The sequence below is a fragment of the Paenibacillus sp. p3-SID867 genome, from assembly GCF_025142895.1.
Lineage (GTDB): Bacteria > Bacillota > Bacilli > Paenibacillales > Paenibacillaceae > Paenibacillus_AQ.
The window spans coordinates 625,271-651,577 of the sequence record NZ_JAMBDM010000002.1; the positions used below are offsets into that span (position 1 = coordinate 625,271).

27 protein-coding genes are annotated in these 26,307 nt (G+C 44.1%); 5 read left to right on the plus strand and 22 right to left on the minus strand.

Annotated elements, in window-relative coordinates:
* Window positions 1–30: 30 nt before the first annotated feature.
* The 16 genes from M4D81_RS06015 to M4D81_RS06090 form a co-directional block, all read right to left on the minus strand.
* Entirely contained in the window at window positions 31–768 is a 738-nt protein-coding gene (locus M4D81_RS06015) for a hypothetical protein (RefSeq protein WP_260065046.1), read from the minus strand.
* A 61-nt stretch (window positions 769–829) separates the two neighbouring features.
* Window positions 830–2,080 carry a M16 family metallopeptidase gene (locus tag M4D81_RS06020; RefSeq protein WP_260065048.1) on the minus strand — a complete coding sequence of 417 codons (1,251 nt, stop codon included), beginning with the start codon at window positions 2,078–2,080 and terminating at the stop codon, window positions 830–832.
* A 25-nt stretch (window positions 2,081–2,105) separates the two neighbouring features.
* The gene (locus tag M4D81_RS06025; protein WP_260065050.1) at window positions 2,106–3,170 is read right to left on the minus strand and encodes a YcaO-like family protein; all 1,065 of its coding nucleotides are present in this window, start codon (window positions 3,168–3,170) and stop codon (window positions 2,106–2,108) included.
* 16 nt (window positions 3,171–3,186) lie between these two features.
* Window positions 3,187–4,215 carry a YcaO-like family protein gene (locus M4D81_RS06030; RefSeq protein ID WP_260065052.1) on the minus strand — a complete coding sequence of 343 codons (1,029 nt, stop codon included), beginning with the start codon at window positions 4,213–4,215 and terminating at the stop codon, window positions 3,187–3,189.
* Window positions 4,216–4,217: 2 nt separating this feature from the next.
* Complete coding sequence (locus M4D81_RS06035; protein ID WP_260065053.1) at window positions 4,218–5,030, minus strand: nitroreductase family protein; 813 nt, start codon at window positions 5,028–5,030, stop codon at window positions 4,218–4,220.
* A complete protein-coding gene (locus M4D81_RS06040; protein ID WP_260065054.1) occupies window positions 5,023–5,895 on the minus strand; it encodes an McbB family protein in 873 nt (290 codons plus the stop codon). The genes M4D81_RS06035 and M4D81_RS06040 overlap by 8 nt, the downstream gene beginning before the upstream one ends.
* A gap of 129 nt (window positions 5,896–6,024) precedes the next feature.
* Window positions 6,025–6,213 carry a hypothetical protein gene (locus M4D81_RS06045; RefSeq protein WP_260065056.1) on the minus strand — a complete coding sequence of 63 codons (189 nt, stop codon included), beginning with the start codon at window positions 6,211–6,213 and terminating at the stop codon, window positions 6,025–6,027.
* A 40-nt stretch (window positions 6,214–6,253) separates the two neighbouring features.
* Window positions 6,254–6,472, minus strand: coding sequence for a hypothetical protein (locus tag M4D81_RS06050; RefSeq protein WP_260065057.1), 219 nt, complete (start codon window positions 6,470–6,472; stop codon window positions 6,254–6,256).
* 32 nt (window positions 6,473–6,504) lie between these two features.
* Window positions 6,505–6,717 carry a hypothetical protein gene (locus M4D81_RS06055; RefSeq protein ID WP_260065059.1) on the minus strand — a complete coding sequence of 71 codons (213 nt, stop codon included), beginning with the start codon at window positions 6,715–6,717 and terminating at the stop codon, window positions 6,505–6,507.
* Window positions 6,718–7,114: 397 nt separating this feature from the next.
* The gene (locus tag M4D81_RS06060) at window positions 7,115–7,678 is read right to left on the minus strand and encodes a hypothetical protein (protein WP_260065060.1); all 564 of its coding nucleotides are present in this window, start codon (window positions 7,676–7,678) and stop codon (window positions 7,115–7,117) included.
* A 1,021-nt stretch (window positions 7,679–8,699) separates the two neighbouring features.
* Complete coding sequence (locus M4D81_RS06065) at window positions 8,700–9,044, minus strand: hypothetical protein (protein ID WP_260065061.1); 345 nt, start codon at window positions 9,042–9,044, stop codon at window positions 8,700–8,702.
* A 485-nt stretch (window positions 9,045–9,529) separates the two neighbouring features.
* A complete protein-coding gene (locus M4D81_RS06070) occupies window positions 9,530–10,081 on the minus strand; it encodes a hypothetical protein (RefSeq protein ID WP_260065062.1) in 552 nt (183 codons plus the stop codon).
* 401 nt (window positions 10,082–10,482) lie between these two features.
* Window positions 10,483–12,063 (minus strand): 23S rRNA (uracil(1939)-C(5))-methyltransferase RlmD, encoded by a 1,581-nt coding sequence (gene rlmD, locus M4D81_RS06075; protein ID WP_260065063.1) that lies wholly within the window; start codon window positions 12,061–12,063, stop codon window positions 10,483–10,485.
* A gap of 391 nt (window positions 12,064–12,454) precedes the next feature.
* Complete coding sequence (locus M4D81_RS06080; protein WP_009592325.1) at window positions 12,455–13,336, minus strand: diacylglycerol kinase; 882 nt, start codon at window positions 13,334–13,336, stop codon at window positions 12,455–12,457.
* Window positions 13,337–13,354: 18 nt separating this feature from the next.
* Window positions 13,355–14,119 (minus strand): sirohydrochlorin chelatase, encoded by a 765-nt coding sequence (locus tag M4D81_RS06085; RefSeq protein ID WP_260065065.1) that lies wholly within the window; start codon window positions 14,117–14,119, stop codon window positions 13,355–13,357.
* 4 nt (window positions 14,120–14,123) lie between these two features.
* Window positions 14,124–14,414: a YerC/YecD family TrpR-related protein gene (locus M4D81_RS06090; RefSeq protein WP_053489879.1), complete on the minus strand. Its 291-nt coding sequence runs from the start codon at window positions 14,412–14,414 to the stop codon at window positions 14,124–14,126.
* A gap of 288 nt (window positions 14,415–14,702) precedes the next feature.
* Between M4D81_RS06090 and M4D81_RS06095 the strand changes: the two genes are divergently transcribed.
* Window positions 14,703–15,314 (plus strand): hypothetical protein, encoded by a 612-nt coding sequence (locus M4D81_RS06095; RefSeq protein WP_071221504.1) that lies wholly within the window; start codon window positions 14,703–14,705, stop codon window positions 15,312–15,314.
* A 216-nt stretch (window positions 15,315–15,530) separates the two neighbouring features.
* Here the strand turns inward: M4D81_RS06095 and M4D81_RS06100 are convergent, their stop codons facing one another.
* From M4D81_RS06100 to M4D81_RS06125, 6 genes are all read right to left on the minus strand, one after another.
* Complete coding sequence (locus tag M4D81_RS06100; RefSeq protein ID WP_071221505.1) at window positions 15,531–15,896, minus strand: YrhK family protein; 366 nt, start codon at window positions 15,894–15,896, stop codon at window positions 15,531–15,533.
* A 213-nt stretch (window positions 15,897–16,109) separates the two neighbouring features.
* Window positions 16,110–17,066 (minus strand): magnesium/cobalt transporter CorA, encoded by a 957-nt coding sequence (gene corA, locus M4D81_RS06105; RefSeq protein ID WP_194541014.1) that lies wholly within the window; start codon window positions 17,064–17,066, stop codon window positions 16,110–16,112.
* Window positions 17,067–17,168: 102 nt separating this feature from the next.
* Entirely contained in the window at window positions 17,169–18,158 is a 990-nt protein-coding gene (locus tag M4D81_RS06110) for an inorganic phosphate transporter (protein WP_071221507.1), read from the minus strand.
* A 15-nt stretch (window positions 18,159–18,173) separates the two neighbouring features.
* The gene (locus M4D81_RS06115; protein ID WP_053489885.1) at window positions 18,174–18,788 is read right to left on the minus strand and encodes a DUF47 domain-containing protein; all 615 of its coding nucleotides are present in this window, start codon (window positions 18,786–18,788) and stop codon (window positions 18,174–18,176) included.
* Window positions 18,789–19,018: 230 nt separating this feature from the next.
* Window positions 19,019–20,098 carry a DUF3048 domain-containing protein gene (locus M4D81_RS06120; RefSeq protein ID WP_260065068.1) on the minus strand — a complete coding sequence of 360 codons (1,080 nt, stop codon included), beginning with the start codon at window positions 20,096–20,098 and terminating at the stop codon, window positions 19,019–19,021.
* A gap of 382 nt (window positions 20,099–20,480) precedes the next feature.
* The gene (locus M4D81_RS06125) at window positions 20,481–21,470 is read right to left on the minus strand and encodes a zinc-binding dehydrogenase (RefSeq protein WP_260065070.1); all 990 of its coding nucleotides are present in this window, start codon (window positions 21,468–21,470) and stop codon (window positions 20,481–20,483) included.
* Window positions 21,471–21,601: 131 nt separating this feature from the next.
* On the opposite strand from M4D81_RS06125, the gene M4D81_RS06130 reads away from it, so the two are divergent.
* The 4 genes from M4D81_RS06130 (at window position 21,602) to M4D81_RS06145 (ending at window position 25,930) form a co-directional block, all read left to right on the plus strand.
* The gene (locus M4D81_RS06130; RefSeq protein ID WP_260065072.1) at window positions 21,602–22,456 is read left to right on the plus strand and encodes a LysR family transcriptional regulator; all 855 of its coding nucleotides are present in this window, start codon (window positions 21,602–21,604) and stop codon (window positions 22,454–22,456) included.
* A 287-nt stretch (window positions 22,457–22,743) separates the two neighbouring features.
* Complete coding sequence (locus tag M4D81_RS06135) at window positions 22,744–23,283, plus strand: DoxX family protein (RefSeq protein WP_071221511.1); 540 nt, start codon at window positions 22,744–22,746, stop codon at window positions 23,281–23,283.
* A gap of 261 nt (window positions 23,284–23,544) precedes the next feature.
* Window positions 23,545–24,069 carry a DoxX family protein gene (locus M4D81_RS06140; RefSeq protein ID WP_071221512.1) on the plus strand — a complete coding sequence of 175 codons (525 nt, stop codon included), beginning with the start codon at window positions 23,545–23,547 and terminating at the stop codon, window positions 24,067–24,069.
* Between the two features lie 1,321 nt (window positions 24,070–25,390).
* Window positions 25,391–25,930 carry a DoxX family protein gene (locus M4D81_RS06145; RefSeq protein ID WP_216532958.1) on the plus strand — a complete coding sequence of 180 codons (540 nt, stop codon included), beginning with the start codon at window positions 25,391–25,393 and terminating at the stop codon, window positions 25,928–25,930.
* The last annotated feature ends 377 nt before the right edge of the window (window positions 25,931–26,307 follow it).

Sequence of the window (26,307 nt, forward strand, 5' to 3'; positions counted from 1 at the left end):
AGTTTCAGATATAAAAATATTATTGTAGCTCTATCTTTGTAGCATAGATAGTAAATTTATTTTTCTCATGGCAATGTACCCTACAAAACCAAAAAATAATAACGGAACAAAAAACTGAACATATAGAAATTCATGATGGAACATTCCAAACAAGGAACCCATGTTTAGTGAGATCTCATAGATGAATTTAAAAGGATTAAACATCTCCAAAAAAACCGCATTTTTTATATCGACATTAATAGCAACTAAAAAAACTGGATATATGAGAATATTTAATATTGTGGATATGCTGGAAACCTGAACAGGTAAAAGTGCTATGATAAAGGTAGCAAAGGCTAATGGTATTGAAATAATGACTATGATAACCATTAGCATCAATAATTTGAATGAAAATATACTGTAAATAAGCGTTAGAATTGTTGTGAAAAGCACTAAACTTAAAATAGCAAAAGCAACTTGTGTCAGGACTATTCCGAAAATGATTGGATATTTGCTGCCTGCTATTAAAGTATATGTCTTTAATAATCCACTTTCTTTAAGTCTTGCTGATTGTAGTCCAATTCCATTTAAAAATGTGCTGATGATAATAAAGGCCCAAAACCAAAAAATATATTTAATGATATCTAGATTATTGCTAGTGGAATCCAATATATTCCTCTGTAGAACTAATGCTATAAAAAGAGGAAAAATCACCGACCATACAAACGCCACTTTTTCGAACAGTAACATTTTTAAATTTAATATAAAGAATCCGAAAACTCTCCTCACACTATTCTCTCCCTCTATAAAAAATAGAACTTTTAAACATATAGTTCATAGTTCATTGACATTAACTGATTGCGGACTTTGTTACGCTATTTATAATTGATATAGAGGCAGGGTATGAAAAAGTTTTAAATATTGCTTCATTAGTATTAGAAATTTGTTGTTTTTTAACTAGCTTAAATATCCCCTTGACCCCCTCATCAGCCTCTAAGTGGCTATATAAACCTAAAAACTCATATTTACCCAATTCTAACATCCTATTCCTAGTATTTTCAAATTCTAACGCCATCTGTCCTAATAACTTTAATTTACTTGTATTGAATTCATCTTTATTCATACCATTGTCTCTATAGTGATTTATTTTTTTGAAAGTTTCCTGAATAAGATAGTCTGTATCGTTCACTTTTGGTAAAGATGCACTGATTATAAATAGCCCCCCCTCTTTATATATAAGTGGATAGGAATGTACCATATAAACTAAGCCATGATTGTCCCTTAGTTCTTTAAACAAAATGGAAGACGCACCCATCCCGAATAACTGATTGAAAATCATAAAAGCAAGAAGATTAGAATCCATATAAGAAAACATGGGAAAACCCATCATGATAAAGTTCTGCGCAGTATCTCTTTGTGCTATCACGTTACTAGATTTATAATCTGGAAGAGCACTTTCTAAGCGATAATTTTCCTTTTTACTCAAATCCGAAAATTTTTCTTCTAATATAGTTAATACTTCGCCCTCATAGTTCCCTGATATAGAAAGGACTATTTGTCTCGGATCTAGATTTTGAAAATAAAAATTTGATATATAATCACTCTTCATTTTTGAAATTGTTGTTATATCTCCTAGAATAGGGCGAGACAGCGTATGATTTCTCCAAATTTCGGTTAATAAATTTTGTTGACAAACTTCATAATAATTATCCATATGCAAGTAGATTTCATTTATAATCACCTTTTTCTCTTGGTCAATATCCTCTTGTTTAAACACTGGAAAAGCAATTAATTTATATATTAAATCGGCAACATAGCTTGAATACTCTTTTAAACATTCAACATAAATGCACATATACTCCTTAGTAGTAAAAGCGTTAATGCGGCCTCCTACGTTTTCCACCAATTCGTTAATCTCACGTTTATTAAAATAATAATTTTCTTGAAAAAGAAGATGTTCAATAAAATGAGATATACCGCTATCTTCCTTTGTTTCATATTTCGAACCGTACGGTAGAAATATGCCCATAGAAAAAGTGTTATGACTTTCTATATGATCCGTTACTAATCGGATACCATTTTCGAAAACTATCTTTTCCATTCATTACACCCCTCTTATCAATATTTTAAGGAAAAGGAATCATTCTATATGCATTAGGAAAGTTTTCGATATTTTTATTAAAATCAATTTTTGTCTCTTTTTCTGAAAAAATCTTTGGATACATATGAGGATAACCATTGGGTGAAAATACTTTAACAATTTTCGTTTTGAAATTGTCAGTAAAACAAGGTATATAGATACAATAAGGAATTATATTAAGATCGTATGAAATCGCCTCTATAGATTTTGAGAAATCAACCTCGGATCTATTTTTATTATAAACTTTCTCATCTATTTCGCTTCCATTTTCCCACAAAAAATGGTATTCATCAACAAATTGTTCAATTGTAATATTTCTATAATAATCCATGTATAATTCATTGTTCTGATAGATATTACTTGAAACCTCATTGATATATTTTTTTGTCCAACTGTCAGCAAAAGTTTGGAAAGTTTCTTCCAAAGCATTTTCAATTGCTCTTTCCAAATCAAAATTTGCGCTTAATCCTAATGCTTTATGTACTTCTCCATATCCAATTATAAAAATTGTATGTATTTCTGAATGTAGTGAAATATCTAATATATATAATTTGTCAACAAAATCGAATATTTTCTTATACAGATTATTAATTTTTTCACTTTTTATATATTTTATATCAATAAGCTTCGCTGGCTTTTTAGTTATCCATGAAAATACAAGAGATTGCCTTTCGAAGAATTCCATAAACGCTGAAGTAATTGCCAAGTTAGAATCTAAGTGGGAAGCAATTCCGCATGAATCATTAAATTGCCCTGAATCAATAAGATATATTTTGTCAGAGCTAATAAATTCTTGTTCACCACTTAACATATTAAAAGATAAAAGGAGTTCTTTTTTATTTTTGGAAACTAAAGTGTTTCTTTCAATCCATTCTCCTATAGCAGATTTAATTACTCTATTAATCTCAAAATGCGAATTATGGCCATTAGATGAAGAGTTTAAAGGTGAAGATATATAGGCTTGTTTAGACTGTGACAAAAATAAAGAGCGATTAATATAGAACCTGTCTCCTATAAAGGGCTCTCCTTTAACATAATTTTTTAATTTCATATTATCTGAACTCCCTTTAGATAATTATGCAATCTGGAATATTATACAAATCACTTTCTGTTAATTTTATAGTTTTCTTATTAATAGTTTGATCAACATTTATTCTTTGTTTAAGCGGAATATGGTTATTTAGATTTTTCGAAAAAATCTTCACGATTTTCAAATTGCTCTTTATACTATTTCTTAAGAAAATAGCATGTAACTCTTCAACCCAGGGAGGGAAACTAAGCAGTAATTCATCAACTCCTCCATTTTTATTCTTAATAGGTTCCTCTATGTAAGTATCTTTAAATGATTCTTCTAAATATTTCAAACAATCCCCATGATACTTATAATCAATAGTTGATACTTTTTTATAATTTCTAATATCCTTTACTTCGTTTTGCCATTTTAATAAAAATGCTTCTTCAATGGCTGCTGTAATACTATCTTCCAAAATTAAACTGGTTCCCACTCCTGATGCGTAGATACAATGCTCATCAAATATAAAAGCAAAGACAGCTATCGCAGGCAAAAAATATGTATTCACAAAAAGTTTTAAACCCTTACCTTCTCTGTGCAATTTTTGTATTTCATATTCGTAACCAGTAATATTTCTATCTAAAATACTCCCTTGTTTTCCATACCAAAATAAAAACAATGCGTTTTTCCCTATTAATTCCAACAGCGCATTCTTAATAGCTTGTTCACTATTAGTATGTGCTGCTGTACCAGTTGTGTCACTGCACATAGGATTACTAGCTTTATATTTACTATATTCAATTGGTAATTCATTAATGTTTTGCGATAATAAATCAAATGTGTTAACTTTTCCGTTTGAATTTATACATCCTCCTAACATTAAAGCTCTTCTTTCTAGAGATTCTGAAAAACTCTTCTTAAGAGATAATATTTTGTTATTACTAATCGAATTGCAACCACTCGGTCCTTTAAATTCACCTATTTTAAAATTCCCAATATAAGAAAAAGTTTTATAATAATTATCATTTAAAAAAGCTTTATATGGTATGTTAAAATGGGATAGACTGCGTGTTATATGAATCATCTTCATTTCCCTTTCATTTTATACCCAAACCATTGAATTAATGAGATCGGTATTAATCTAGGATTTAAACCTGATAAGTAAGTTAATGCATTATCATCAAATCCAGACCAACAGAATTCACCTAGTCCTTTTTTTTCTGATACTAAAACCTCTCTTAAAGCTTGAGCCATTAACCCAATTTCAATTAGTGCATGTCTATAGCCTCTTTGTTTGTACTTAATGATGGCTTTTTTCAGATCAATAGCATACCCTATTGCAAAATTAGAATAAATTTGTTTATTTGAAGTATTTAATACAGATAAAAAATCATTAAACTCCTCAGAGCTCCATTCTTTTATTTTTTTTAAGCTTAGTGCATAGGTATCGAAAACGTAACAACCTCTTAAATTCGATAACCCCTCTATTGCATTATTTTCTAATATATATATCAAAGGAACAATTGGATATAATGCTCCAGCTGAAGGATATCTTTTTGAACCCGAGTCAAAATCTCTCCCAAATGAATTATAAATAATTGAATCGAAATCTTTTTTTGACATCCGATCTCCTGAAAAATCTCTGTGACTGTTTTGGAATTTTTTAGCTTCTACTTCTAACTTAAGCTCCGATGAGAAGTGATTGGGAATATTATCTGAAAATTCGTTGTTATTCAACCAAGTTAATAGTTCTCTTGAATAAGGGAAAACATCGCAATTTTTTCTTTTGTAAACGCCGCTTTGGTGAAATTTTATAGTTTGATTAAACAATTCCTGATCCAAAAGATTATCTAATTGATAATCCCAATATTTAGATGTATTTTTTTTGATATTATTCATAACAATCACACATCTCCCAGTGAATACCTATGTCTTTTGTTTTAATTTTTGTCCTTAAATCAAAAGAGATACACTCGTTTATTTCATGTAAAGATTCATGACTTTGTATTACAAAACCGCTTTTTCTTAAAATGAATTTATCATATAAATCAAATAGGATTTTCGTGATATTTATGATTTCAATTATTTCAAGTGGATACTCAACTTTAAATTTATTATCCTCATGGTATAAAATATCAACTAACTGTTGATATGTTAGCTCATTTGTGTCACTAATTCTTAATTGTGATTCTATATGACCCATATGACAAAAATGGCACGGACTTTTCCAATCTGAACAATAAGGTGAATCTACATAAAATTTGTTGTTATAAATATAACTCATTAACAAAATTGAGTTTTTATTTCCTTTTATTTCTTTAACTATCTCCTCAGCCAGTTTTTTGTCGTATGGATTAAGAAAAACCATTACGAAATCATTGGATTTAATATGTGGTTTATCTAACAAAGATATATCTAATGAACTTGTATTTATCGAATTTATAAAAGATCGGAATTCTTTGTGATTTGTGAAGAATTTTGAACAATTAATATTATAATTTTTTTTATGAAAATTTTGGATAATTCCATACTGCAATAAAAAATTAATTGCTTCTTCAGTATATTCCCCAAAAGAAACTTCCAAATATTCTTTATCGATTTTATTATTTGTCATTTTGTCCAATTTCTTTATCACGTCTATCATCTTAGCGTTTTGAATATTAACAATACCGTGTTTATTTTGTAAAACCATATTTTCATTAGGCAAAATATGGTATATAAAGTTACCTACTTGAAATCCCTCTTTGTTTTTGGTTTCTAACATAATAATCCCTCTTTTTGTGCATTAAATTATTTGAAGCTCAAGTGAATAACTTTAATCTTTATGTACTCTTCGACTCGTAAACATAGAAGAGAGAAAAAACCTTCTCTCTTCTATATCTAACAACAAAGTTTAGGTCTCAATTTGAGAAGAACCACCAGAACCACAGCTACAACAGCAACACAATACGATTTTCCAGTCATTTCTCATTTCTTGTTGTCCAGTTAGTACCCCTGTTCCAAAAAGTTGATCATTTTGAACATTATTAACTGGTTCATAAAGTTTTTTTCCAATTGGCTTTTGATTATTAATTTCTATCATATTTATCACCTCTCTTGTAAAATTCCCCTGAACTATCTTGTTAAAGATTTGCGCCAACAGCATCTTTTTCAATTTGTGAAGAGCCGCCAGAGCCACAACTACAACAGCAACACAAAATAATTGACCAGTTATCATTTCTCATTTCTTGTTGTCCAGTTAGTACTCCTGTTCCAAAAAGTTGATCCTTTTGAACATTATTAGCTGGTTCATAAAGTTTTTTTCCAATTGGCTTTTGATTATTAATTTCTACCATATTCATCACCTTTCTTCCAATTCTATTGAAATACCTTGTTAAAGATTTGAGCCAACAGCATCTTTGTCAATTTGAGAAGAGCCGCCTGACCCACAACTGCAACAACAACACAAAATAATAGACCAGCTATCATTTCTCATTTCTTGTTGTCCAGTTAGTACTCCTGTTCCAAAAAGTTGATCATTTTGAACAATATTAACTGTTCCGTAAAGTTTTTTCCCAATTGGCTTTTGATTATTAATTTCTATCACACTTATCACCTCCTTATATAAGGATCCTTTGGGAATAATTAGGATACGTTGCTATATATAGTGTACTTCATATTTTTAAATTTTCAATATCGTTTTAGTATTTTTCGCCAAAGTTTGATGATTTAAGCGATTATGTAATGGATTCATTACTTCTTAATGAATCGACTGTGGCAGAAACTTGTCAACTAAGGCATTGGTTGGCTGGGGGTCAAGAATCGCGTCGAATTGCAGTTTGATAAAGTTATCACTAAATCCACGTTGACTGATCTGACATCAGTGAATTAGAGAACTCAGAAAAGAGCCCAGGCTAATGTAAAAATCATCAGCCTGAGCTCTTCATGCTAAACCCTCGATTTTATGGTACTTCTGTTAATTCATAAGTAAAAATGACATGTACTTAATTACTTAAGATTTCGAATCTTTCATCAAACGTTGGATAAAACGTATAGAATACCGGCACAGCATGTTCATCGTAGTCGTCATGATTCCACAATACGGTTAACCATTCTTCAAAACAAGGTAAAGTTTTTACAATGACCTTTGAATTTTGACTGATAAACCCTAATCTGTACTCGTTATTAGGGATTCCTTCCTCACATAGGAACACCCAGTGGTCATTAGAGTTCTCAACAGCATCAAACATAGTAAAGGAAATAAGACGATTGGAATCAATGAGCTCATCTGTCTCTCGAATGTGTATTTTATCTGGGAGATCCGGAAGAATCACATGACTTTTACATATTGCCCCACAAGGCGAGTTCTCACTAATCCCGCCGATAGGTTCACAATCAAGTAAAAAAATCCCATTAGAGAATTCACTTAGAAAAGTACAAAACGATAGTGGTAGTTTCACCTCTAATCTATCTTCAAAATCTCTAATATCTCGATGTTCTGCAAGCTCATATCTATCTACATCAGAATACCTTTCTTGAAAACATTTCATGAACTCTCTGACATCCATCGAAATCCCCCCTCATATTTTTAATTTACACGACAACCATATATCCAAGAATGATCAATGATGATAACGGCAGCTTTATTTCTCGAAAACAGAGTGGTATGTTTCATAGGGTAACTCAAGTTGGCTAGATATCTGTAGAAGGAACTCATCCGCTTTCTTAATCAGGTTCATTAGATGTGTGGGCTTCATTTTGCTTATGAGGGAGTTCTCCTGTGATAAAAAGGATAAGGATTGTATAAATATCAACGGTTCCACATTCATCTCCGAGTCTTTAGCCAGGATGAGGTGCTGCAAGAGTGGACCCACTAACGGCCTTGTGAGTGTTTCTCAAAATTTTAATCAAAGTTGTCAATTTTCAATTCTCGAGTGCAATGAACACCATCTTTCAAACCCGCAAGATTCATCCATTCCTTCTCAATTCCATTACGATAATTCAAAATCTCTTCCCACTCCATTATGATTTGAAATTGCTTAGCAGTAAGTTCCTGTCTTAGTGTTTGCTCAATTTGCGACTGCTGTCCGAGAAACGCTTCGAGCTCCTCCTTTTAGCTGCAGTTCTCGCTAAATTATTGAAGCGTTCATCCAATGCTGACTTTATCCATTCCGGACAATTTTCAATATCAAAGGAAATCCCCTCCCAAGGTAAAGTTGGTGATTTTACCGTAGGAGGGGATTGTTTTCAATGTGCAGTTTTGGTTCATAAACTCACGATACAAGCCCGATTTATTGTGATGCTCTAAATTGGTCGATAAGAACATCTCTTGCCGTCCGTAAGCTCTGAATTTCTTCACGGAAAGTGAGTCAAGAAGCGGCGATTGTGTCAAAGGTTTGGTTACGCTTTACCACTATTCGTTTTGGTCGACTTTCAAGTCTAAGAAAAGTCCCTAACTGGGCTTCAGAATTATTTAATCAGGTGTTACAAGAAATATTCCTCCGTCTCAAAGCGGAAGGAGTAGCGTGGAATGGGGAAGCCCTCCGTAAAATAAGCCTTTCAGCATTAAGAAGTCAATGTCAGCCTAGTCTAGCTTAGCACTAGTACCGAGTTTGCAAGTCTCTTTTCTCCACCGAGCACTGTTGTGTAGTACCGCTGCTCTATACCATAGAGCAGTTTTTTTAGATCATCTTCTGATTTTAGCTTGAAATGAGAGTTGCTTTCATCATACTGCAAATCTTCACAGTATCCCTTGATATATGAAAATATACTCTGACGATCTTCATCAGAATAAGTAGACAGGGTATCCATTGCTAAAGCGATACGCTTTCTGTTTGCAGTCTTCACCTTGTTTGCTTCATAACCATCTTCAAGTTGAATAAAATTATTCTGTAGGAACTGTTCGGTCTCTGACTGCGTCGCTTCCTTGTACAAGGAAGCAATTCCACGAAAAATGCTTGATATAGTACTTAATTTCCTGAAAAAAAGTATATCTGAGTTTTTGTCATATATCGCATCAGGAACTTTATTAACGATAATTATAGGTTCGTTCTGGACAAAAACAGGAGTCTGGGAAAAAGAGACATACTTTTTTTGGATCAAAAGGCTATCAGAAATCTTCTGAAAGAAATACTGGTTGTCTTGATATGCACACAGGTATTCAATTTTACTATAGTCAGACGTTGGAATTTGGCTGTAGTCTGTGGAGTGAAAACTATTCCTCAGAAATTCTATAAAAAACTCAGTGTCTGAGAAGTTATCAATTATGAACCATTCATCTTCTTCAAGTTTATAAGCAGGATCGTACGATACACGATTCTCTAAATTCTCAGGTAGTGTGTATACGCATCTGCATCTGATAAAACCTTAAAGTATTGGCCTCTTGCTCCTTTAATTTTCGCAATTAAGTAATTCATAGCTCACACCTCCTGGTCGATAAATGTAAAATTATTAATGCGTTTTAATTTGAGAAACTCTAAATTAGAAGGATTCTTTATTACCCGCTTACTGATGATAAATATTTTCACGTTTGTATCAGTAGTTATATTATAAAACTGATAGCCGAAAACTAAATAAAGAGGATTGAAATACAGTGCTTGCGACAAGAATGTAAATACAAATAGAACAAAATATATAAAGCCCAACGTAGTGAAATCAGAGACACTTAAAGCAACAAAGAAATATCCTAGATAACTCGGTAAAAAAGCATTATTGGCTTGCTCAATCTCATTAATAGGAGAATGCCCATCGGACTCTATACTATCGCTGTCTAAATACTTCGACAATTTTAAGCTTAGAGACGTCAGAAACAGAGGTATTCCTGCATAGACAATATAAGAAATTATTTCAGAATAAGCGAAAGAGAACGATGGAATAAATTCTCCAATTAGATAGTGCTCTTTCACTAAATAGACTACGATAATCAATGAAGTAGCATTAAAGGTAAGGAGAAGCCTAAAAAGAAAGATCATTCAGCCTACACTCCCTCCCTTTCGTTTAGGCATATATGTATACAATCATATCATAATCTAAAGTCAAAAATGAACTGGCGGTCAATAGAATTCTTTGAGTCCTGTAGACAAGATGTCTACAAAATATTATTGATTTATGAAGACCCTCGTTGCCTTGTCTGCGAGATGTCTACATCAAAGGCCATATAAAAGGCGAAAACCCGCTCACAGAGCGGGTTTTCAGTATGGCGGCGAGGGGAGTCGAATCCTGTCCTAATAATTGAACTCGATTCAAGAATCAGGGATCTCCCTATTAATTTATTTATATCGTCAACAATCAGTCAACTCTACTATTTTACCGCCTCTGTTTCACATTGTAACCTCATCTGTACTACTCTCCAAACCGCTCCATTACTGCAATCTCAGCCCTTTGTCTCATCCCTCACCAACACCGCGACACTCTCCACATGCACCGTATGCGGAAACATATCCACCGGCGTTACCTCTACCGTTCGATAACCGCCATCCTCCAACACCCGCAAATCCCTTGCCAGCGTGGACGGATTACAACTAACGTACACCACCCGCTCCGGCTTCATCTCAAGGATCGTCTCCAAGAGACGCGGATCGCAGCCCTTACGCGGTGGATCGACCACTATGACATCTGCTTCAACACCCTGCTCTTTCCAGCGTGGAATTACATCCTCAGATGCGCCGACCTCAAATTCCACATGCTTCATACCGTTTAGCTCCGCATTTGCACGCGCATCCTCGATCGCTTCCTTCACGATCTCGACTCCATACACCTTCTTGGCATGTTGGGCCAAGAACAAGGATATCGTTCCGATGCCGCAATAGGCGTCGATCACGGTCTCCTCCCCGGTTAATCCCGCATACTCTACCGTCTTGCCGTACAGCACTTCCGTCTGAGCCGGGTTCACCTGATAGAAGGAACGCGCGGAAATGGCGAACTTCACATCGCCTATATAGTCATGGATGACCTCACGCCCCCACAGGACACGAGTCACATCCCCGAAAATAACGTTCGTTTTGCGTGTGTTCACGTTCTGACAAATGCTTACCACGGCAGGGAGCTCCTCACGAATGGCAGAGATCCACTCGCTCACGCGTGGAATTCGCTCGCCATTCGTGACGAGCACAATCATCATCTCCCGGGTAGCAAAACCGATCTTCACCACGACATGGCGAAGCAGGCCCTGACCTGTCTCTTCATTGTAGGCGGTGATGCCTAATTTCCTACCGATGGCTTTGACGCGGCTGACGACCTCGTCGTTCTGCTCATGCTGGATGAGGCATGTCTCCATGTCCACGATCCGGTGGCTGCCCCGGGCGTAGAAGCCGCCGACCAGGCCGCCTTCCGTTACGCCGATCGGCACCTGGGACTTGTTGCGGTAGCGCCAAGGCTCGCTCATACCGAGTGTCGGCCGCACGAGGATCCCCTCTTGATCTGAATCAACGCCGGACACAACAGGATTCGCCCCATTGGTTTCAGAAATCTTAATGTCCCCTCCACCATCTGTGCCACTCCGCTCGTCGTCCACACGTGTTTCTCCAGCACCTTCCGCCTCACGCACCACCCGCAGCTTCCCGATCCGCTCCAGGTTGTCCACCACCAGCTGGCGCTTCCACTCCAGCTGCCCGGCATAATTCATATGCTGCAGCTGGCAGCCGCCGCATTGGTCGTAGATCGGGCACGGGGCCGCGATGCGGTTTGGGCTCTGTTCAACCAGCTCCATTAGCTTGGCGTAGCCATACTGCTTCTTAGTCTTGAGCACTTTCACCCGGGCCTTCTCACCCGGCAGGGCGCCCTGAACGAACAAGGTGTAGCCGTCGGCACGGCCAACCCCTTCCCCGTCATGGTTCATTCCTATAATATCGATCACGACCTCGTCGTTCTTCGCCACCGGCAGGTCCAGGAGGGCCGCCGAAGCCGCTGGCTTGCCGCTGCGGCGCGTGTCGCTTCCCTTGCGGTTCTTCTTCATGATGTGCTGTTCACTTCTTTCCGTTCAACTTGTCCCTTACTACTCTATATTCCCAATCGGAACACCATCCATAATAAAAGCGGATGATCTTCCGTTAACCTTCATTCGCTTAAACAACAAAAAGCTCCCCCAAGGGAGCTTAGCGCACAAGCTCACGTCCATCATTATTCGGGAGCCTCGTATGTTATTCAATCCATTCAGCCTGCAAATCCAATCATTTACTTACAAGAGCCTGGAGCCTAAGCGGCGATCCTCGGCCTGTTCCATCTCGTTCAATGGCCCATCGCCCCAATCACCTATCCATCGCTAATGTGATCAGTCCACGCTGAGCCATCAGTAGCAACCATCACGCCTTACGCACCCCGATGTCCGCATCTCTACCTAACCCATCTCAGCCAAAAATCCGCAAATGCTGCGGCAGAACACGGAACGTGCCCGGCAGGACGCCGCCGAACTCGCCGTCCAGGTTCAGCTGAACCGGTCCCGGAGAGACGACCTCCATATAGTCGGTGCGGAAATGCACGACCCGCTTGTCGTTGATGTGCTCGCCGCGCAGAGCAAGTGTAGCCACGCGCACGAACTCCGCCAGATTGCACTTGCGCAGCGCAATGACGTCGAACAAGCCGTCGTCGATGCTCGCGCCCGGCGCGATTTTGTCGAAGCCGCCGACCGAGTTGCTGTTCGCAATGAGGAACACCATGAATTCGTCATGGATCGCCGGATGACCGCTAGCGTTGATGATGAGCTCCTGCGGCGCGAGGCTGACCATTTTCTCGATCCCCTTCAAATAATACGCCAGCTGCCCGATCATCGTCTTCAGCTTGCTTGGCACCTCATACGTGAGCTCGGTCAGCGTACCGCCGCCCGCGATATTAATGAAGTAGCGATCATTCGCTTTGCCCACGTCAATCGGACGCGTCTCGCCCCGAATGACCAGGTCGCAGTACTCCTCCCAGTTCTTCGAGATGCCGAGCGCCCGCGCAAAATCGTTCGTGGTCCCCAGCGGGAAAATACCCAGCGGAGGGAGATTATCCCTGCCGGCCATCCCGTTGATGACCTCATTAAGCGTACCGTCTCCGCCGGCTGCGATCACAAGATCGTATCCGCGTTCCACGGCATCTGCCGCTTCGCGGGTCGCATCCCCCTCTCCGGTTGTTGCATGACAGGAGGTTTCGATGCCAGCACTGTCCAGACGGTGCAATATATCAGCAAGCCGACGCTTCATTTCCTCCCGGCCGGAGGTTGGGTTATAGATTAACCTTGCATTTCTCATTAACGATACGCCACCTACTTATGATTTCAAGGATAGAAGAAGAAGTTTGGCCTGCGACTCCATCCACTGCGGCAGCAGCGGGTGCGGAAGCAAGGTTCTGCCGGAATATCGGCAATCCAGCCCCTCGAGCCGATCAGGTATCACCTTCTCCGTAAAATACCCCTCACTCAAAAAAAGCGGAGCTACGATCACATCGCAGCCGCGCTCCATCCATGCTGTCACCTTGTCCCGAACATCGCCGGGACTGAGTAAAGCATAATCCGCGCTTGTTCCGCTTATCTCGCTAACTCGCTGCGCCAAAGAGTTAATACCCTTTTCCCAGCGGCTGCGAAACAGATCATGCCGGCTGCCGTGTCCGACGAGAAGAATAACCTCCTTAGCGGGGTTCACGGACAGCTCTTTTACCTTATCCCATACCATGGCCGCAATCTCGGGAGCGTCGTCCATCGGCGTGCCAAAATGAACCCGGGACCGGACCCGAAACGGCGCCAGGTCCGTCTCCATGTCCGGAACGGCCTTCGCTCCTATAGCATAAGCTATTTCGTCGACATGTGTGCTGCCGGACGAGACAAATAGAGGAATGACCACAATGTCGGTGACACCCTGGTCTTCCAAGGCCGTGATGCCGTCCTGAATCAGACGGCCCTCTACCAGTTCCAGGTACGAAGATACGACCGGTATATCCATACGGGATGCCAATCTGTGGACGGCTTCGTCCACAAGCGACACCCATTTCTGTTCACGCGAACCATGACTAATAACCAGCACACCCGGCTTCGTCATAAGTTTAACGTCCTAAACGCTCCAGCGTCATTTTATAACCGTCATTGCCGTAGTTCAGGCAACGCTTCACGCGCGAAATCGTTGCGGTGCTGGCTCCCGTTTCTGCTTCAATCTGGTTGTATGTGCATCCCTTGCCCAGCATGCGCGCCACTTCCAGCCGCTGCGACAAGGACTGAATTTCGTTAACGGTGCAGAGATCATCGAAGAATACATAGCACTCTTCCACACTGCCCAGGGTTAATATCGCTTCGAATAATTGATCGATGCTTTTATCATTTAGCTTCTTTAATTGCACTGGATGATCATCCCCTATTGTTACTGTGTATAACACTCGCACTCCCATTGTACCCGAGCGGAACTAGTATTTTCAAGCATTAACGATTTCACGCACTACAGGACAACCATTACCCGGAGGCAGCATCCCTTATATACGCTCACATTTCACCGCTCCAGCACTCGCCAAAATCTTCCTGGGCTACCGCCCGATTCCGCTCCTATCCCGAAAATCGGGTCATCCGCCTAAACCCATCGCCCGCCCGTATCATACAGTATAGTATCTTAACTCAAAAAGGAAAGTGATATCATGACGCGTCATTCTCACTATTATCACCGCCGACCCACGAATAACCAGCGCTCTCTCAATGAATATGAATCACTGCCGCAGACGCCATCGCCATACCCTGGCATTACTCCATACACCGATTATCCGGAAGTGGGTGAAACCGCGTTATATCCATATACCGACGGCGTAACGGACATGGAAGCATCAGCTTCGGCTCTGGCTCCATCCACGAACTCCGGCGGAGGCGGTCTGGCAGGTCTCCTTGGCGGAGGAGGCGGCAGCGGCGGTGGAGGCGGATTAGGCAAGCTCCTCGGCGGGCTCGGGGTCAACAATATGAGTGACATCAAGGGCCTCATCGATCGGATGGGGGGCATCGACGGCATCGTCAACAACATTGGCAAGGTACAAAAGGTTATGCAGGGCTTCCAGCAGCTTGCGCCCATCGTCTCTCTGCTTGCAGGCGCACTCGGCAAGAAGAAAGGCGGAGGCGGCAGCGGATCCTCTCCAAGCGCATTTACGGACCAGAATGAAGACGGCTACGAATATAAACCGCGAAGACGCCGTTCCTCGGGAAGCCGGCGCCGCTCCGGCTCGCGCAGAACATCCGGCTCTGGCAAAAAACGTCGCCGTTGATCTATGTAAATGGGTAAGCTATAAACCCTGCTGTGAGTCTCAGAAGCACCGCAGCCTCTGAACATCGAAGGATATAGCGACACGATGGGTTTAGCAGATACGTTCCTAAAACTCACCATAGGCGGAATCATCCGAACCATCATACATCATGCAGTTGGCTCCAGTCGGTTACCCAAGACTGGAGCCATATCCTTTTATCAACCTATGATATCCTCATCAGCGCGTCCAGTCCCCTTCGGGACCGGCTTCTTTATTCTCCGCGCTTTCGAGTGATTTTAACCGAAACCAATAGGATCCGCGCAGACCGGAACGCAGCAGCATCATGATGCTGCCCATCAGATACAGCACGGTCGGGATCCGTTTCATATGGGGATAGAACATGAGTATGCTGCCAGTGATGAACAACAGGCCGGTCGCAATCTCGCTGATGACCATGCCCACCTCATAGCGGTTCGTCACGGCGAGCTTTCGTTTTCGTTTCCAAGCCAAGCGAAGCATCCGGCGCAGCAGCCGGGAACGCAAAGGCTCATCTGGTTGATGCGATGAACGCTTCTTGGGATGTGGTCTGAGCCTGAGTTTCATATGCAGTCCCTCCTCTGCAAGCCTTTACCCCTTACGGAGGAACAAGAAACGATAGCGATTTAGCATTCGCCTTATGATGCAGGACAACCTTACCTCATTTTAGGTAACCGCATGGCAGGGACTTGGGCCGACAGATACTCCCGGCTGGCATCCTCTACCTTACGAATCGCATCATCAATTTTCACGTTGACCTATACTCAAGAATGAAGCTCTCTATTTAAACCAGCCTCTGCGCATAAACCACAACACCATGCCCCCGCCAAGCACGAACATGAGAAGGAGCACGAAGAAGTATCCATAATGCCACTCCAGCTCCGGCATGTTCTCGAAATTCATCCCGTAAATCCCGGCAATCAGGGTAAGCGGCATGAAGATGGTTGTGATAACCGTCAGTGTCTTCATGATGGTGTTCATCCGGTTCGAATTCACCGATATGTAGCTGTCCCGAAGGTCCGCCGTCATCTCGCGGTCGGCTTCGATCATGTCCGCCAGCTTCAGCAGATGGTCATAAATGTCGGAAAAATAAGCATGGTGCGCGTGATGCTGTAAATGCTGAGAGTTCACAATCCGGTACAGCAGATCCCGCATCGGCACGACCGTCCGCCGCAGGCGAAGAAGTCTGGAACGAAGCGCGAACACCTGATTCATAAGATCCTCGACCGAATCCTTTTCCCCATGGCTTTCCAGCTCGGCCAGCTCATCCTCGATGGCAAACAGGCTTGGAAAGTACTGATCCACCAGCTTATCCATGATCGTATAGGCCGTGAAGCTCGGGCCATCTTGACCCAGCGGTCCCTTGCCGGCGACCGAGAGCACGCGGTCCCAAGCTTCATCCATTTCGCGCATGGCTTTCTCGTGAAAAGAAACAATATACGAAGGTGCCAGAAACAGATCCACCTCGACGACACCCAGCGTATCCGGCTGTAGGGCATGTAAAACTAAGAACTGCATCTGTTCGTAATAATCCAGCTTCGGCCGCTGCAGGATGTGCATGCAGTCCTCCACCGCCAGCGGGTGAAAATGAAAATAGCTATCCAGCATCCGCGCCTCCTCCGGCGTCGGCTCACTGAAATCGACCCAGATCCAGGTATAGTCCTCCATTCGAATCTCTTCGAGTGGAAGTCCGATTACCGCTTCATAGCTTGGAGTAATGGCTAACGTGCGAATCATGATAAGCTCTCCTTCCAGCACCTTCGGTTTCGTTCAATAAAAAAAGCCAATCGATTCCTGATTGGCCCCACAACTATCCATGATCTATGTGTAATTACGTTTTTAGAAAAGAATTTTAAAGATGACTCCTGCCAGTACAGCCGTAATCGGAATCGTAATAAACCAGGTCACTACGATGCGGCCTGCCAGGGACCATTTCACGGCGGAGAAGCGTTTCGCTGAGCCTACGCCGAGAATCGCCGACGTTATGGCATGCGTCGTACTGATTGGCAAGTGAAGCAGCGTAGCCGAGAAGATGACGGATGCAGCCGAGAAGTCCGCTGCGAAGCCGTTGATCGGCTCGATTTTGAATATTTTCGTACCCATGGTTTTGATGATCTTCCAGCCGCCTACCGACGTACCGAGTGCCATCGCTGTCGCTGCCGAAATTTTAACCCAGAGCGGAACTTCCATCTCTGTCAATTGACCGGAGGTAACCAGAGCAAAGGTGATAATCCCCATCGCCTTCTGTGCATCGTTGGTACCGTGCGTGAAGGATTGCAGTGCTGCCGTAAAGATCTGCATCGTACGGAAGCCTTTATTCACCGTATGCGGACTGCGCTTGGCAAAGATGAACTTCAGCAGCTGCATAACCACATAACCGATCACAAACGCAAGGATAGGCGACAGAATCAGCGCTAATACGATATCCTTAAATCCGCCATAATTCAGCATGTCGCTTCCCGCGCCGACAAATACCGCACCGGCCAATGCCCCGATTAGAGCATGGGAAGAGGATGATGGCAATCCGAACCACCAGGTAACCAGGTTCCAGATGATGGCTGCAAGCAATGTTGCAATAACTACCTCGATCCCGTTATCCAGCTTGGTCGGATCCGCGACGCTGCCGCCGATGGTTTTGGCAACGCCCGTGAACATCATCGCGCCGACGAAGTTCATGCTCGCTGCAAGCAGTATGGCTACCCGCGGCTTCAGGGCCCGGGTCGAAACCGACGTTGCGATAGCATTCGCCGTATCGTGAAACCCGTTGATGAAGTCAAATGCAAGCGCCAAAAAAACAACAATTACTAATACTAACATCGTTGTATCCATTGTTCAAAGACTCCCTTACGAGTTGCGCATAATGATGGATTCCAGCATATTTGCCACGTCTTCGCAGGTGTCCGTGGTCGTTTCAAGACGTTCGTAAATCTCTTTTTTCTTGATCAGCAGAATCGGGTCAGAGACGGTGGCGAACAGATCCTTGATACAGATGCGCAGCAGCTCGTCGCCTTGGTTCTCCAGATCGTTCAAGCGGATCGTGTACTCACGAATAGCCAGAAGTTTTTTCTGAGAGAGCAAATGAATGGCCTTCTGAATTTCGTAAGCTGATTGACGCAAAATTTCGGCAAACTGTACCATGTACTCGTCAGGTTTCCCCAAATTGTACATATAGAAACGGGATGCCGTTGCTTCCAATCCGTCCATCACATCGTCCATGCTGGTTGTCAGGTCCATAATATCGTCGCGTTCGATTGGCGTGATAAACGTTTTGTTGAGCTCAGTGATGATGGTATGCGTATAGGTATCACACTGGGACTCGTATTTTTTCATTTCATTGGCAAATTCAAGCACATCTTGAAGATTGGAAACGTGCTGCGAAAAATAATCTGCGGCTTGTACCACCGTATCGGCCATATTCTCCAACGTTTGGAAGAATATATCCTTCTTCTTCAATTTCATACTCTTAACCCCTTTTTTCGATAAATTGCCGCGAACGCCCTTATAAGATAGACAACCTTGACTATCTTATCACATCCATGGCAGGGTGTGTATAGAAAAGTAACACTCAAAAATGTAAGGAACTAACAAAATAGAAGATGCATGGATATCGCTTCATTTCCCTTGCCTATTAACATCTCCGTCTGAGTGCAAATTATCCCGATCAGCATCCAACATCCACTTCTTATGCATCAAGGATTCGTAATGGTCACATGGCTTTCAAAAGAAGGCGAATTCGGCACAATGTTGAAATACGTCGTTCCCGGCACCAACGGCACTTCCTTGCCGTCCTTCACAAAACGAATCGCATCGCCCGCTGCGCGTACCCACTGGCCCTCGATGACTTCTCCGCGCTGGAACAGCATCGCTTTCCCGCCCGCTTCCACATTCACGGCAAGCCGGCCCACATCATCCAGCACTTTATGATCCGCCCCGAGCACGATGACATTCGCGGCCTCCAGCTGGACATTATCGTTAAGATCGACATGCGGCGATCCATTGACCCACCGTTTGTACGTATTGGACGAACCGTCATACTGATAAGCCACCACATAACTGTCTAGTAAAAATTTGATTTCTACCTTCTCCCCGGGTTCACCGGAAATAACCTCCACAGGCGCCGTTCCTTCTGCACCTTCGCCGCTTGCAGCCGTCGGCTCCGAATAGAACGAATATTGCGGCACCTTCACGTCGTTGCCATAATTAAGCTTGGCCGCTCCTTCACGGAGCTTCTCGTCGCTGGAATACAGATTATGCGGCGCTTTGCGTTCCTTGTCTCTCCAGAAGAAGGAGCCGGCATTTCCGATCTCATCCATATCCTGCTTGCCTTGCTTTTGGATGATGCTATAAGCTTCAGGGCTGCCGCCCGCATGGACCAGAACGCCGCCGTAGCTCTCGCCAAGATTGATGAGATAAGGACGAATGCTGCGAATCGGCCCGATCTTCTCAATGCCGCTCTGGCTTTGGAAAATACCGATCAGTCGCGTGATCCCTCCCTCCGCCAGCACTTCATACACCATATCCGCTTGTCCCAGACCCGACTGCGGCCTTGCCGCCGGTGCGTTGTTGATCATAACGGCCAGCGGCCGCTGCGTCAGTGACGCTTCTAACGGCATTCCTGTCAGCGGTGCTTTATATGGAGAGGACGTTTCCTCTTGAGGCACTTCTACCGGCTGCTCGATCGGAGCCTCCACCACCGGTGCCGGAGCAGGCTCCGCCTGCTGTTTATCACCGCCGCAGCCCGACAGCATAAGAACTGTCGCCATCGACATTAAGCTTGTCCTCCACGCGAATTTTTGGAAAGACAAAGACCCTTTGCTAAACATATGGTTTCCCCCTATGAACGCTCCCATTACTTATTACCCTAAATTTCCAACCTATTTCCCCAAAATTTCCAACCGACAATCAACTTTAGTTTACATTTAATCACAAAATCCGTGCTTTGTCTGTATATAGAAGGGATACAATCCTTTCATGAATAACCTTGGCAGCAGTTCCAACTCAAACCATGATGAGGTTCTCAACGACCCGGTTTGTGACATAAAAAAGTCTCTTAGAAGGCATACGTATAGTGTGTATGCCTTTAAGAGACTTCCTGCTTCCATGCATTTATTTAGCCGCAGAAGTTTCCGAAGGGAAACGAGATGCCGATGGTCATCCGATCCGCAAACCAATATTGCCAAACTGCTCGCCCGCCGTCATCCGCCGGAACGCATCCAGAATCTCATCCAGCGGGTACATCCGGTCGATCAGGGGCGTAATGGTGTGCTCCTCCATGAACCGAAGCATCTCTCCAAACTCCTCGCGGCTCCCCATCGACGTACCGATCCAGGACAGCTGCGGAAAAAATAAAGCTCTCAGCGGAACCTCGACCGCGTCGCCGGAGCTGGCCCCAAAGCTGACGATCCGCCCATTGGGCTTGATCACTTCCAAGTATTGGGGAAAGGTAGCCGGACCGATACTATCCAGAATCACGTCCACCTTCTCCCCTTGCAGCTCTTCGCTCCAATCCCCGCCGCTCGAAAAAGCCTTATGCACAGAATAGCGCCGCGCTTCTTCGAGCTTGGCTTGGCTTCGGGAAGTGACGCTGACGACAGCCCCCGCAGTCTGGGCCATGAGCATGGCGTAGGTTGCAACCCCGCCTCCTATACCTGGTATAAGCACATGCTCGCCAGGCTTGATATGCGCCCTCGTAAACAGCGCACGGTAGGCCGTTAGCGCGGATAAAGGCAGTACTCCCGCTTCCTCCCATGTCAGGTATGTCGGCTTTCTGAATGCATTGTCCGCTGGAATGACGACCGTTTCAGCAAACGTACCGTCCGTGGGTCCGCCCAGGATCTGCGGCACCACCGGGACCTCTTCGGAGTTATCCCAACCGATCGTCGGATGGATGATGACTTCCGTGCCGACCGTCAGACTCTCCACTCCTTCACCCACGGCATCAATGATGCCTGCTCCGTCTGAGCCCAGAATGAGCGGAGCATCCGCCGCATGACGTCCCTTCATCAGAAACAGATCGCGGTGATTGAGTCCGGCCGTCTTTAAACGGACCCGGATCTCACCGGGACCCGGTTGTTTCGATTCCATATTGCCGACCCGAAGTCCGTCCAGACCGCTCCGGCCGTGATGAATGGCTGCTTTCACATGAATCTCTCCCCTTCTTCCGGCTTGTGTAGGCCATGTTAGGTTCAATTGTATAGTTCGCCTCGGAGCATGTAAAATGAGTAGTAATGAATATGGCATTCAGTCAGAATGAAGTCAGGAAGGTGAGACTAATGGAAAGCGGAGATTTACGGATATTCCGAGCAGTAGCGGAGGAAGGCAGCATTACGCGGGCGGCCCAACGCCTGCAGTATGTTCCCTCCAACGTCACGGGGCGGATCCGCCAGCTGGAGGACAGGCTCCAGACGGCCCTGTTTATCCGAAGCAATCGAGGGATGGAACTGACCCCGGCCGGCGAGCGCCTGCTTGGATACACGCGTCAAATTTTAAATTTGCTGGATGAAGCGGAGAAATCCGTACAGGCAGAGGATACGCCGCGGGGACCGCTACGAATCGGTGCGATTGAATCCACCGCCGCTGCATATCTGCCAGGACGCCTGGCCGACTATTATGCCCGTCACCCCGAGGTCAGCCTGTCCCTCACCACGGGCAACTCCAGCGTGCTAATGCAGCAAGTGCTGGACCGCGAACTGGACGGCGCTTTCGTGTACGGACCTTTGACGCATCCTCTGCTGAAACAGGTCCCTTCGTATAATGAGGAACTGGTGCTCATCTCCGAAGCCGGAGCGGCAAGCCAGCAGGAGCAGCTGCAGAAGCCGATGCTTATTTTGTCGACAGGCTGCACTCACCGATCCAGAGTGGAGCGCCTGCTGGCCGAAGCTGGCGTTCAACATCCGCAAATCATAGAGTTCGGTTCGCTCGAAGCCGTGTTAGGCGGGGTTGCTTCGGGTCTCGGCGTAGCGCTTCTCCCGAGGTCCAATGCCGTTTCGCTTTCCAACGAGAAAAACATTGCAGCCATGACACTGCCGGAGTCCTACCGCGAGGTCGTGGTGTATTTTATCTATCACCGCGACGTGCCGCTGAGCAGCGCCCTTCGAGCTTTTCTGGAGCCGGAGAATCAAAAATGATTGAAGTTTGACCCTCAAAGCGGGCACATCGGATCGAATGACCACAGCGTGAGAATCCCTGCACTCCTGAAAACGAAAACGATTGAGTAATCTAGTCAGTCGGAGGATTCGATTGAACGTTCACAACTTTGTGATATTTATCACGTGTAATGTGAATATTTTCACTTATAATAAAGACATAGAGAAGGTGATCACTTCCCAAGGCAACAAGAATCGACAACATCGCATAAGAAACAACGTTATAACCCGTTAATCCCAAAACAAAACTCATTCAAGGAGTGGTTTATATGTTTAACAATTGGCTGAGAACGAACAAAGTTGCAATGTGGCTGCTGACCTTCATCCGGGTCTATATCGGTTATGAATGGCTGACAGCAGGTTGGGGCAAATTGACAGGCGGCGGATTTGACGCAGGTGGGTTCCTCCAAGGCGCGATTGCCAATGCAACCGGCGATCACCCCGCCGTCCAAGGCTGGTGGGCAGCGTTCCTCGAACATGCGGCACTGCCGGGCGTGAAACTTTTCAACTTCATCATCCCGCTCGGTGAATTCCTGGTAGGTCTCGGTCTCATTCTCGGTACCTTCACCACCTTCGCCGCCCTGATGGGACTGGTCATGAACGCCGCGTTCCTCTTCTCGGGTACTGTGAGCACCAACGCCCAAATGCTGCTCCTTGAAGTACTGATCATCGTCGCTGCGGCCAACGCCGGTAAAATCGGTCTTGACCGTTGGGTTCTCCCTTACCTTCGCGGCCTGTGGAATAAAATGACCCACCGCGATCATGAACCCAAAGCACCGACAACTCATCTGAAAAAACGCACAGCTTAACCTCATAACAACCATAAAAAGACGTTGGAGAATTCCGGTTCTCCATCGTCTTTTTTTTCGTGCCAAGAACCTATGCCAAATCGCAGCCTATGCGAATACTGTATTTAAATACAGATTTTTGCAAATATGAATAATTTGTGATGGTGCGACATTATATAGATCGTTGCTGTTTTTTCGGCTTTCGTCGTGATTACGATTTTCAAATTCGCAAAAATCTGAAAACAAAAAAGAGAATGATTATTCATTGGAGGAGTGGTGCTGATGTTTATTCAATGGTTGCAATCAAGCAAAATCGCAATGTGGCTGCTGACGGTCATTCGGGTGTACGTCGGGTATAAATGGCTGACGGCAGGCTGGGGCAAGCTAACGGGAGGCTTCGATGCGACCGGATTTATGCAAGGGGCCATCGCCAAATCCACGGGTGAGCACCCTGCTGTTCAGGATTGGTGGGCCGTATTTCTGAAGCATGCCGCGCTGCCCGGCGTCAAATGGTTCAACGTCATCGTTCCACTGGGCGAATTCCTCGTCGGACTTGGCCTCATCCTCGGCACATTCACTGTGTTCGCAGCGCTGATGGGGCTTGTGATGAACGCTGCGTATCTCTTTTCCGGTGCCATCAGCATCAACGGTCAGCTCCTGCTGCTAGAATTCCTGATCATCCTCTCAGCCGCCAACAGCGGAAAGATCGGGATCGACCGCTGGCTCATGCCCTACCTCCAAGATAAATTCACGCGCAAAGCAAAAATCAGCAGTGACCCCTCCTCTCTGCAGAATCAGGCGGTCTGATTTTACAAGGGATGCGAGAGTTTAGAGGCGGTGTAATCACAGAATATAATAAGGCGGATGGCGCTTGCCTCCCCAGTAATATGAATGGGGCTGCTGACTCCTCAGATCCTAAATTAAGACCAATTCTTACGTCATGTCTAAACATGAATGGTTGATGCTTCTCCCCTCTCCGACCTCTTACAGCTTGGCTTACCTTTATAAACTAACGGGTGACCGATGCCACCGGTACCGGTCATCCGTGTCATATAACCATTTCGCCCCAAGTAACGATTTCACACCAAACCCAGCGGTGCTAGCGCTATACTATCTCCCAATGCGTTGCATCTTTATCTACACGCATCAGGTACTAGGTGTAGCTTTGCGCATACTGCTTACAACTCGCTGGATTTTCTTTGCAGGCTTTGTACTTACTGGCTTTATTTATTCCTTGCTGGCCATTCTTGCTCACTCACTCTGCACGTCTGCACAGAATATTGTCACTCATATTACTTACTAACTACCTGCTTACTACCCATTTAACTTACTCCCGCAATACTTCTGACACCATGCTTAACACCACATTACTTACTAATTACTCGTTTACTACCATCTAACCTATTAACCTACTCCCCCAAATGCTCCAGATACCATGCTTTACCACCACATTACTTACTAATTACCTGCTTACTACCCATTTGCTTACTCCCACAATCCTCCACACCATGCTTACCACCACATTACTTACTAACTACCTGCTTACTGCCCATTTGCCTACTCCAGCAATACTCCAGACAACATGCTTACCACCACATCTTACTTACTAACTACCTGCTTACTGCCTATTTGCCTACTCCCGCAATACTCCAGACAACATGCTTACCACCACATTACTTACTAACTACCTGCTTACTGTCCATTTGCCTACTCCCGCAATACTCCAGACAACATGCTTACCACCACATTACTTACTACTGCCTGCTTACTGCCTATTTGCCTACTCCCGCAATACTCCAGACAACATGCTTACCACCACATATCCTAGTGCGTATCTTCCCCTCACTGTCCCGTGTTTCTCCTACGTCTCCTCTATATATTGCACCTGTTCGCCCTCTCGCTTATCATCTGTCACTTCCCCCTGCGAACTCACAAATTAAAAGTTTTTTATGATTTTTATCACGAATGTGATTTTAATCACATATATTGTGATTTATTTCACTTATAATAAAGACATGAAAGAGATGATCATCTTCCTAAAGAACAACATCATAGAACTTCAGCACATCAGCGAATTGGCAAGGAAGCTTTCATAAAAAAGAAATCATACTTTTAAGGAGTGGTTTATATGTTTAACAACTGGCTGAGAACAAACAAATTGGCAATGTGGCTGCTGACCTTCATCCGGGTCTACATCGGTTATGAGTGGATGACAGCAGGTTGGGGTAAATTGACGGGCGGATTTGAAGCAGGCGGCTTCCTGCAAGGTGCGATTGCCAAAGCGGCCGGCGATCACCCCGCAGTCCAAGGCTGGTGGGCGGCGTTTCTGGAGCATGCGGCACTGCCGGGAGTGAAGCTCTTCAACTTCATCATCCCGCTCGGGGAGTTCCTCGTAGGGGTCGGGCTGATCCTCGGTACCTTCACTACCTTCGCCGCTCTGATGGGACTTGTGATGAACGCCGCATTCCTCTTCTCGGGTACGGTGAGCACCAACGCCCAGATGTTACTGCTTGAAGTGCTGATCATCGTCGCTGCTGCCAACGCGGGTAAAATCGGCCTCGACCATTGGGTTCTCCCTTACCTCCGCGGCCTGTGGAACAAAATGACGCACAGAACAACTAAAGGCGATGGCACGACGCACACACCTTTCAAAAAACAAACGGCATAAACATGGTAAGCATCTGCAACCAAAAAAACTAACCTATTGATTACACAGCCCGACTTGAGCAATCAAGCCGGGCTGTTTTTGTTGTGGTATACATTGGAGATTTGGCATACGTTGGAAGTTTGGCATATGGGTCGAGCACTGTCATACATTTCAGCTTTGTCATACATTTGAGCGTTGTGATACATTGAGCTTTGTGATACATTTGAGTGCCATACATCTGAGCGTTGTACTTACCTTCTAGCGTCGTACATAAGTTCGAGTGTAGTCCATACGGGCACTGCCTAGTCACTTACAATTTTAGCGGACTCAGCGGACCTTATTTTAACTAAAAACACCCTTTTTTAACACGAACGGACCACAGATCCGTTATTCACCAA

Excerpts from the sequence above, each read along its gene's own strand:
- M4D81_RS06140 (WP_071221512.1), top strand. The coding sequence starts at position 23,545 with ATGTTTATTCAATGGTTGCAATCAAGCAAAATCGCAATGTGGCTGCTG.
- M4D81_RS06035 (WP_260065053.1), bottom strand. The coding sequence starts at position 5,030 with ATGAATAATATCAAAAAAAATACATCTAAATATTGGGATTATCAATTA.
- M4D81_RS06020 (WP_260065048.1), bottom strand. The coding sequence starts at position 2,080 with ATGGAAAAGATAGTTTTCGAAAATGGTATCCGATTAGTAACGGATCAT.
- M4D81_RS06040 (WP_260065054.1), bottom strand. The coding sequence starts at position 5,895 with ATGTTAGAAACCAAAAACAAAGAGGGATTTCAAGTAGGTAACTTTATA.
- M4D81_RS06045 (WP_260065056.1), bottom strand. The coding sequence starts at position 6,213 with ATGATAGAAATTAATAATCAAAAGCCAATTGGAAAAAAACTTTATGAA.
- M4D81_RS06120 (WP_260065068.1), bottom strand. The coding sequence starts at position 20,098 with ATGTCGATGGCGACAGTTCTTATGCTGTCGGGCTGCGGCGGTGATAAA.
- M4D81_RS06135 (WP_071221511.1), top strand. The coding sequence starts at position 22,744 with ATGTTTAACAATTGGCTGAGAACGAACAAAGTTGCAATGTGGCTGCTG.
- M4D81_RS06060 (WP_260065060.1), bottom strand. The coding sequence starts at position 7,678 with ATGGATGTCAGAGAGTTCATGAAATGTTTTCAAGAAAGGTATTCTGAT.
- M4D81_RS06130 (WP_260065072.1), top strand. The coding sequence starts at position 21,602 with ATGGAAAGCGGAGATTTACGGATATTCCGAGCAGTAGCGGAGGAAGGC.
- M4D81_RS06110 (WP_071221507.1), bottom strand. The coding sequence starts at position 18,158 with ATGGATACAACGATGTTAGTATTAGTAATTGTTGTTTTTTTGGCGCTT.
- M4D81_RS06095 (WP_071221504.1), top strand. The coding sequence starts at position 14,703 with ATGACGCGTCATTCTCACTATTATCACCGCCGACCCACGAATAACCAG.
- M4D81_RS06070 (WP_260065062.1), bottom strand. The coding sequence starts at position 10,081 with ATGATCTTTCTTTTTAGGCTTCTCCTTACCTTTAATGCTACTTCATTG.
- M4D81_RS06085 (WP_260065065.1), bottom strand. The coding sequence starts at position 14,119 with ATGACGAAGCCGGGTGTGCTGGTTATTAGTCATGGTTCGCGTGAACAG.
- M4D81_RS06050 (WP_260065057.1), bottom strand. The coding sequence starts at position 6,472 with ATGAATATGGTAGAAATTAATAATCAAAAGCCAATTGGAAAAAAACTT.
- M4D81_RS06145 (WP_216532958.1), top strand. The coding sequence starts at position 25,391 with ATGTTTAACAACTGGCTGAGAACAAACAAATTGGCAATGTGGCTGCTG.
- M4D81_RS06025 (WP_260065050.1), bottom strand. The coding sequence starts at position 3,170 with ATGAAATTAAAAAATTATGTTAAAGGAGAGCCCTTTATAGGAGACAGG.
- M4D81_RS06030 (WP_260065052.1), bottom strand. The coding sequence starts at position 4,215 with ATGATTCATATAACACGCAGTCTATCCCATTTTAACATACCATATAAA.
- M4D81_RS06080 (WP_009592325.1), bottom strand. The coding sequence starts at position 13,336 with ATGAGAAATGCAAGGTTAATCTATAACCCAACCTCCGGCCGGGAGGAA.
- M4D81_RS06115 (WP_053489885.1), bottom strand. The coding sequence starts at position 18,788 with ATGAAATTGAAGAAGAAGGATATATTCTTCCAAACGTTGGAGAATATG.
- corA (WP_194541014.1), bottom strand. The coding sequence starts at position 17,066 with ATGATTCGCACGTTAGCCATTACTCCAAGCTATGAAGCGGTAATCGGA.
- rlmD (WP_260065063.1), bottom strand. The coding sequence starts at position 12,063 with ATGAAGAAGAACCGCAAGGGAAGCGACACGCGCCGCAGCGGCAAGCCA.
- M4D81_RS06100 (WP_071221505.1), bottom strand. The coding sequence starts at position 15,896 with ATGAAACTCAGGCTCAGACCACATCCCAAGAAGCGTTCATCGCATCAA.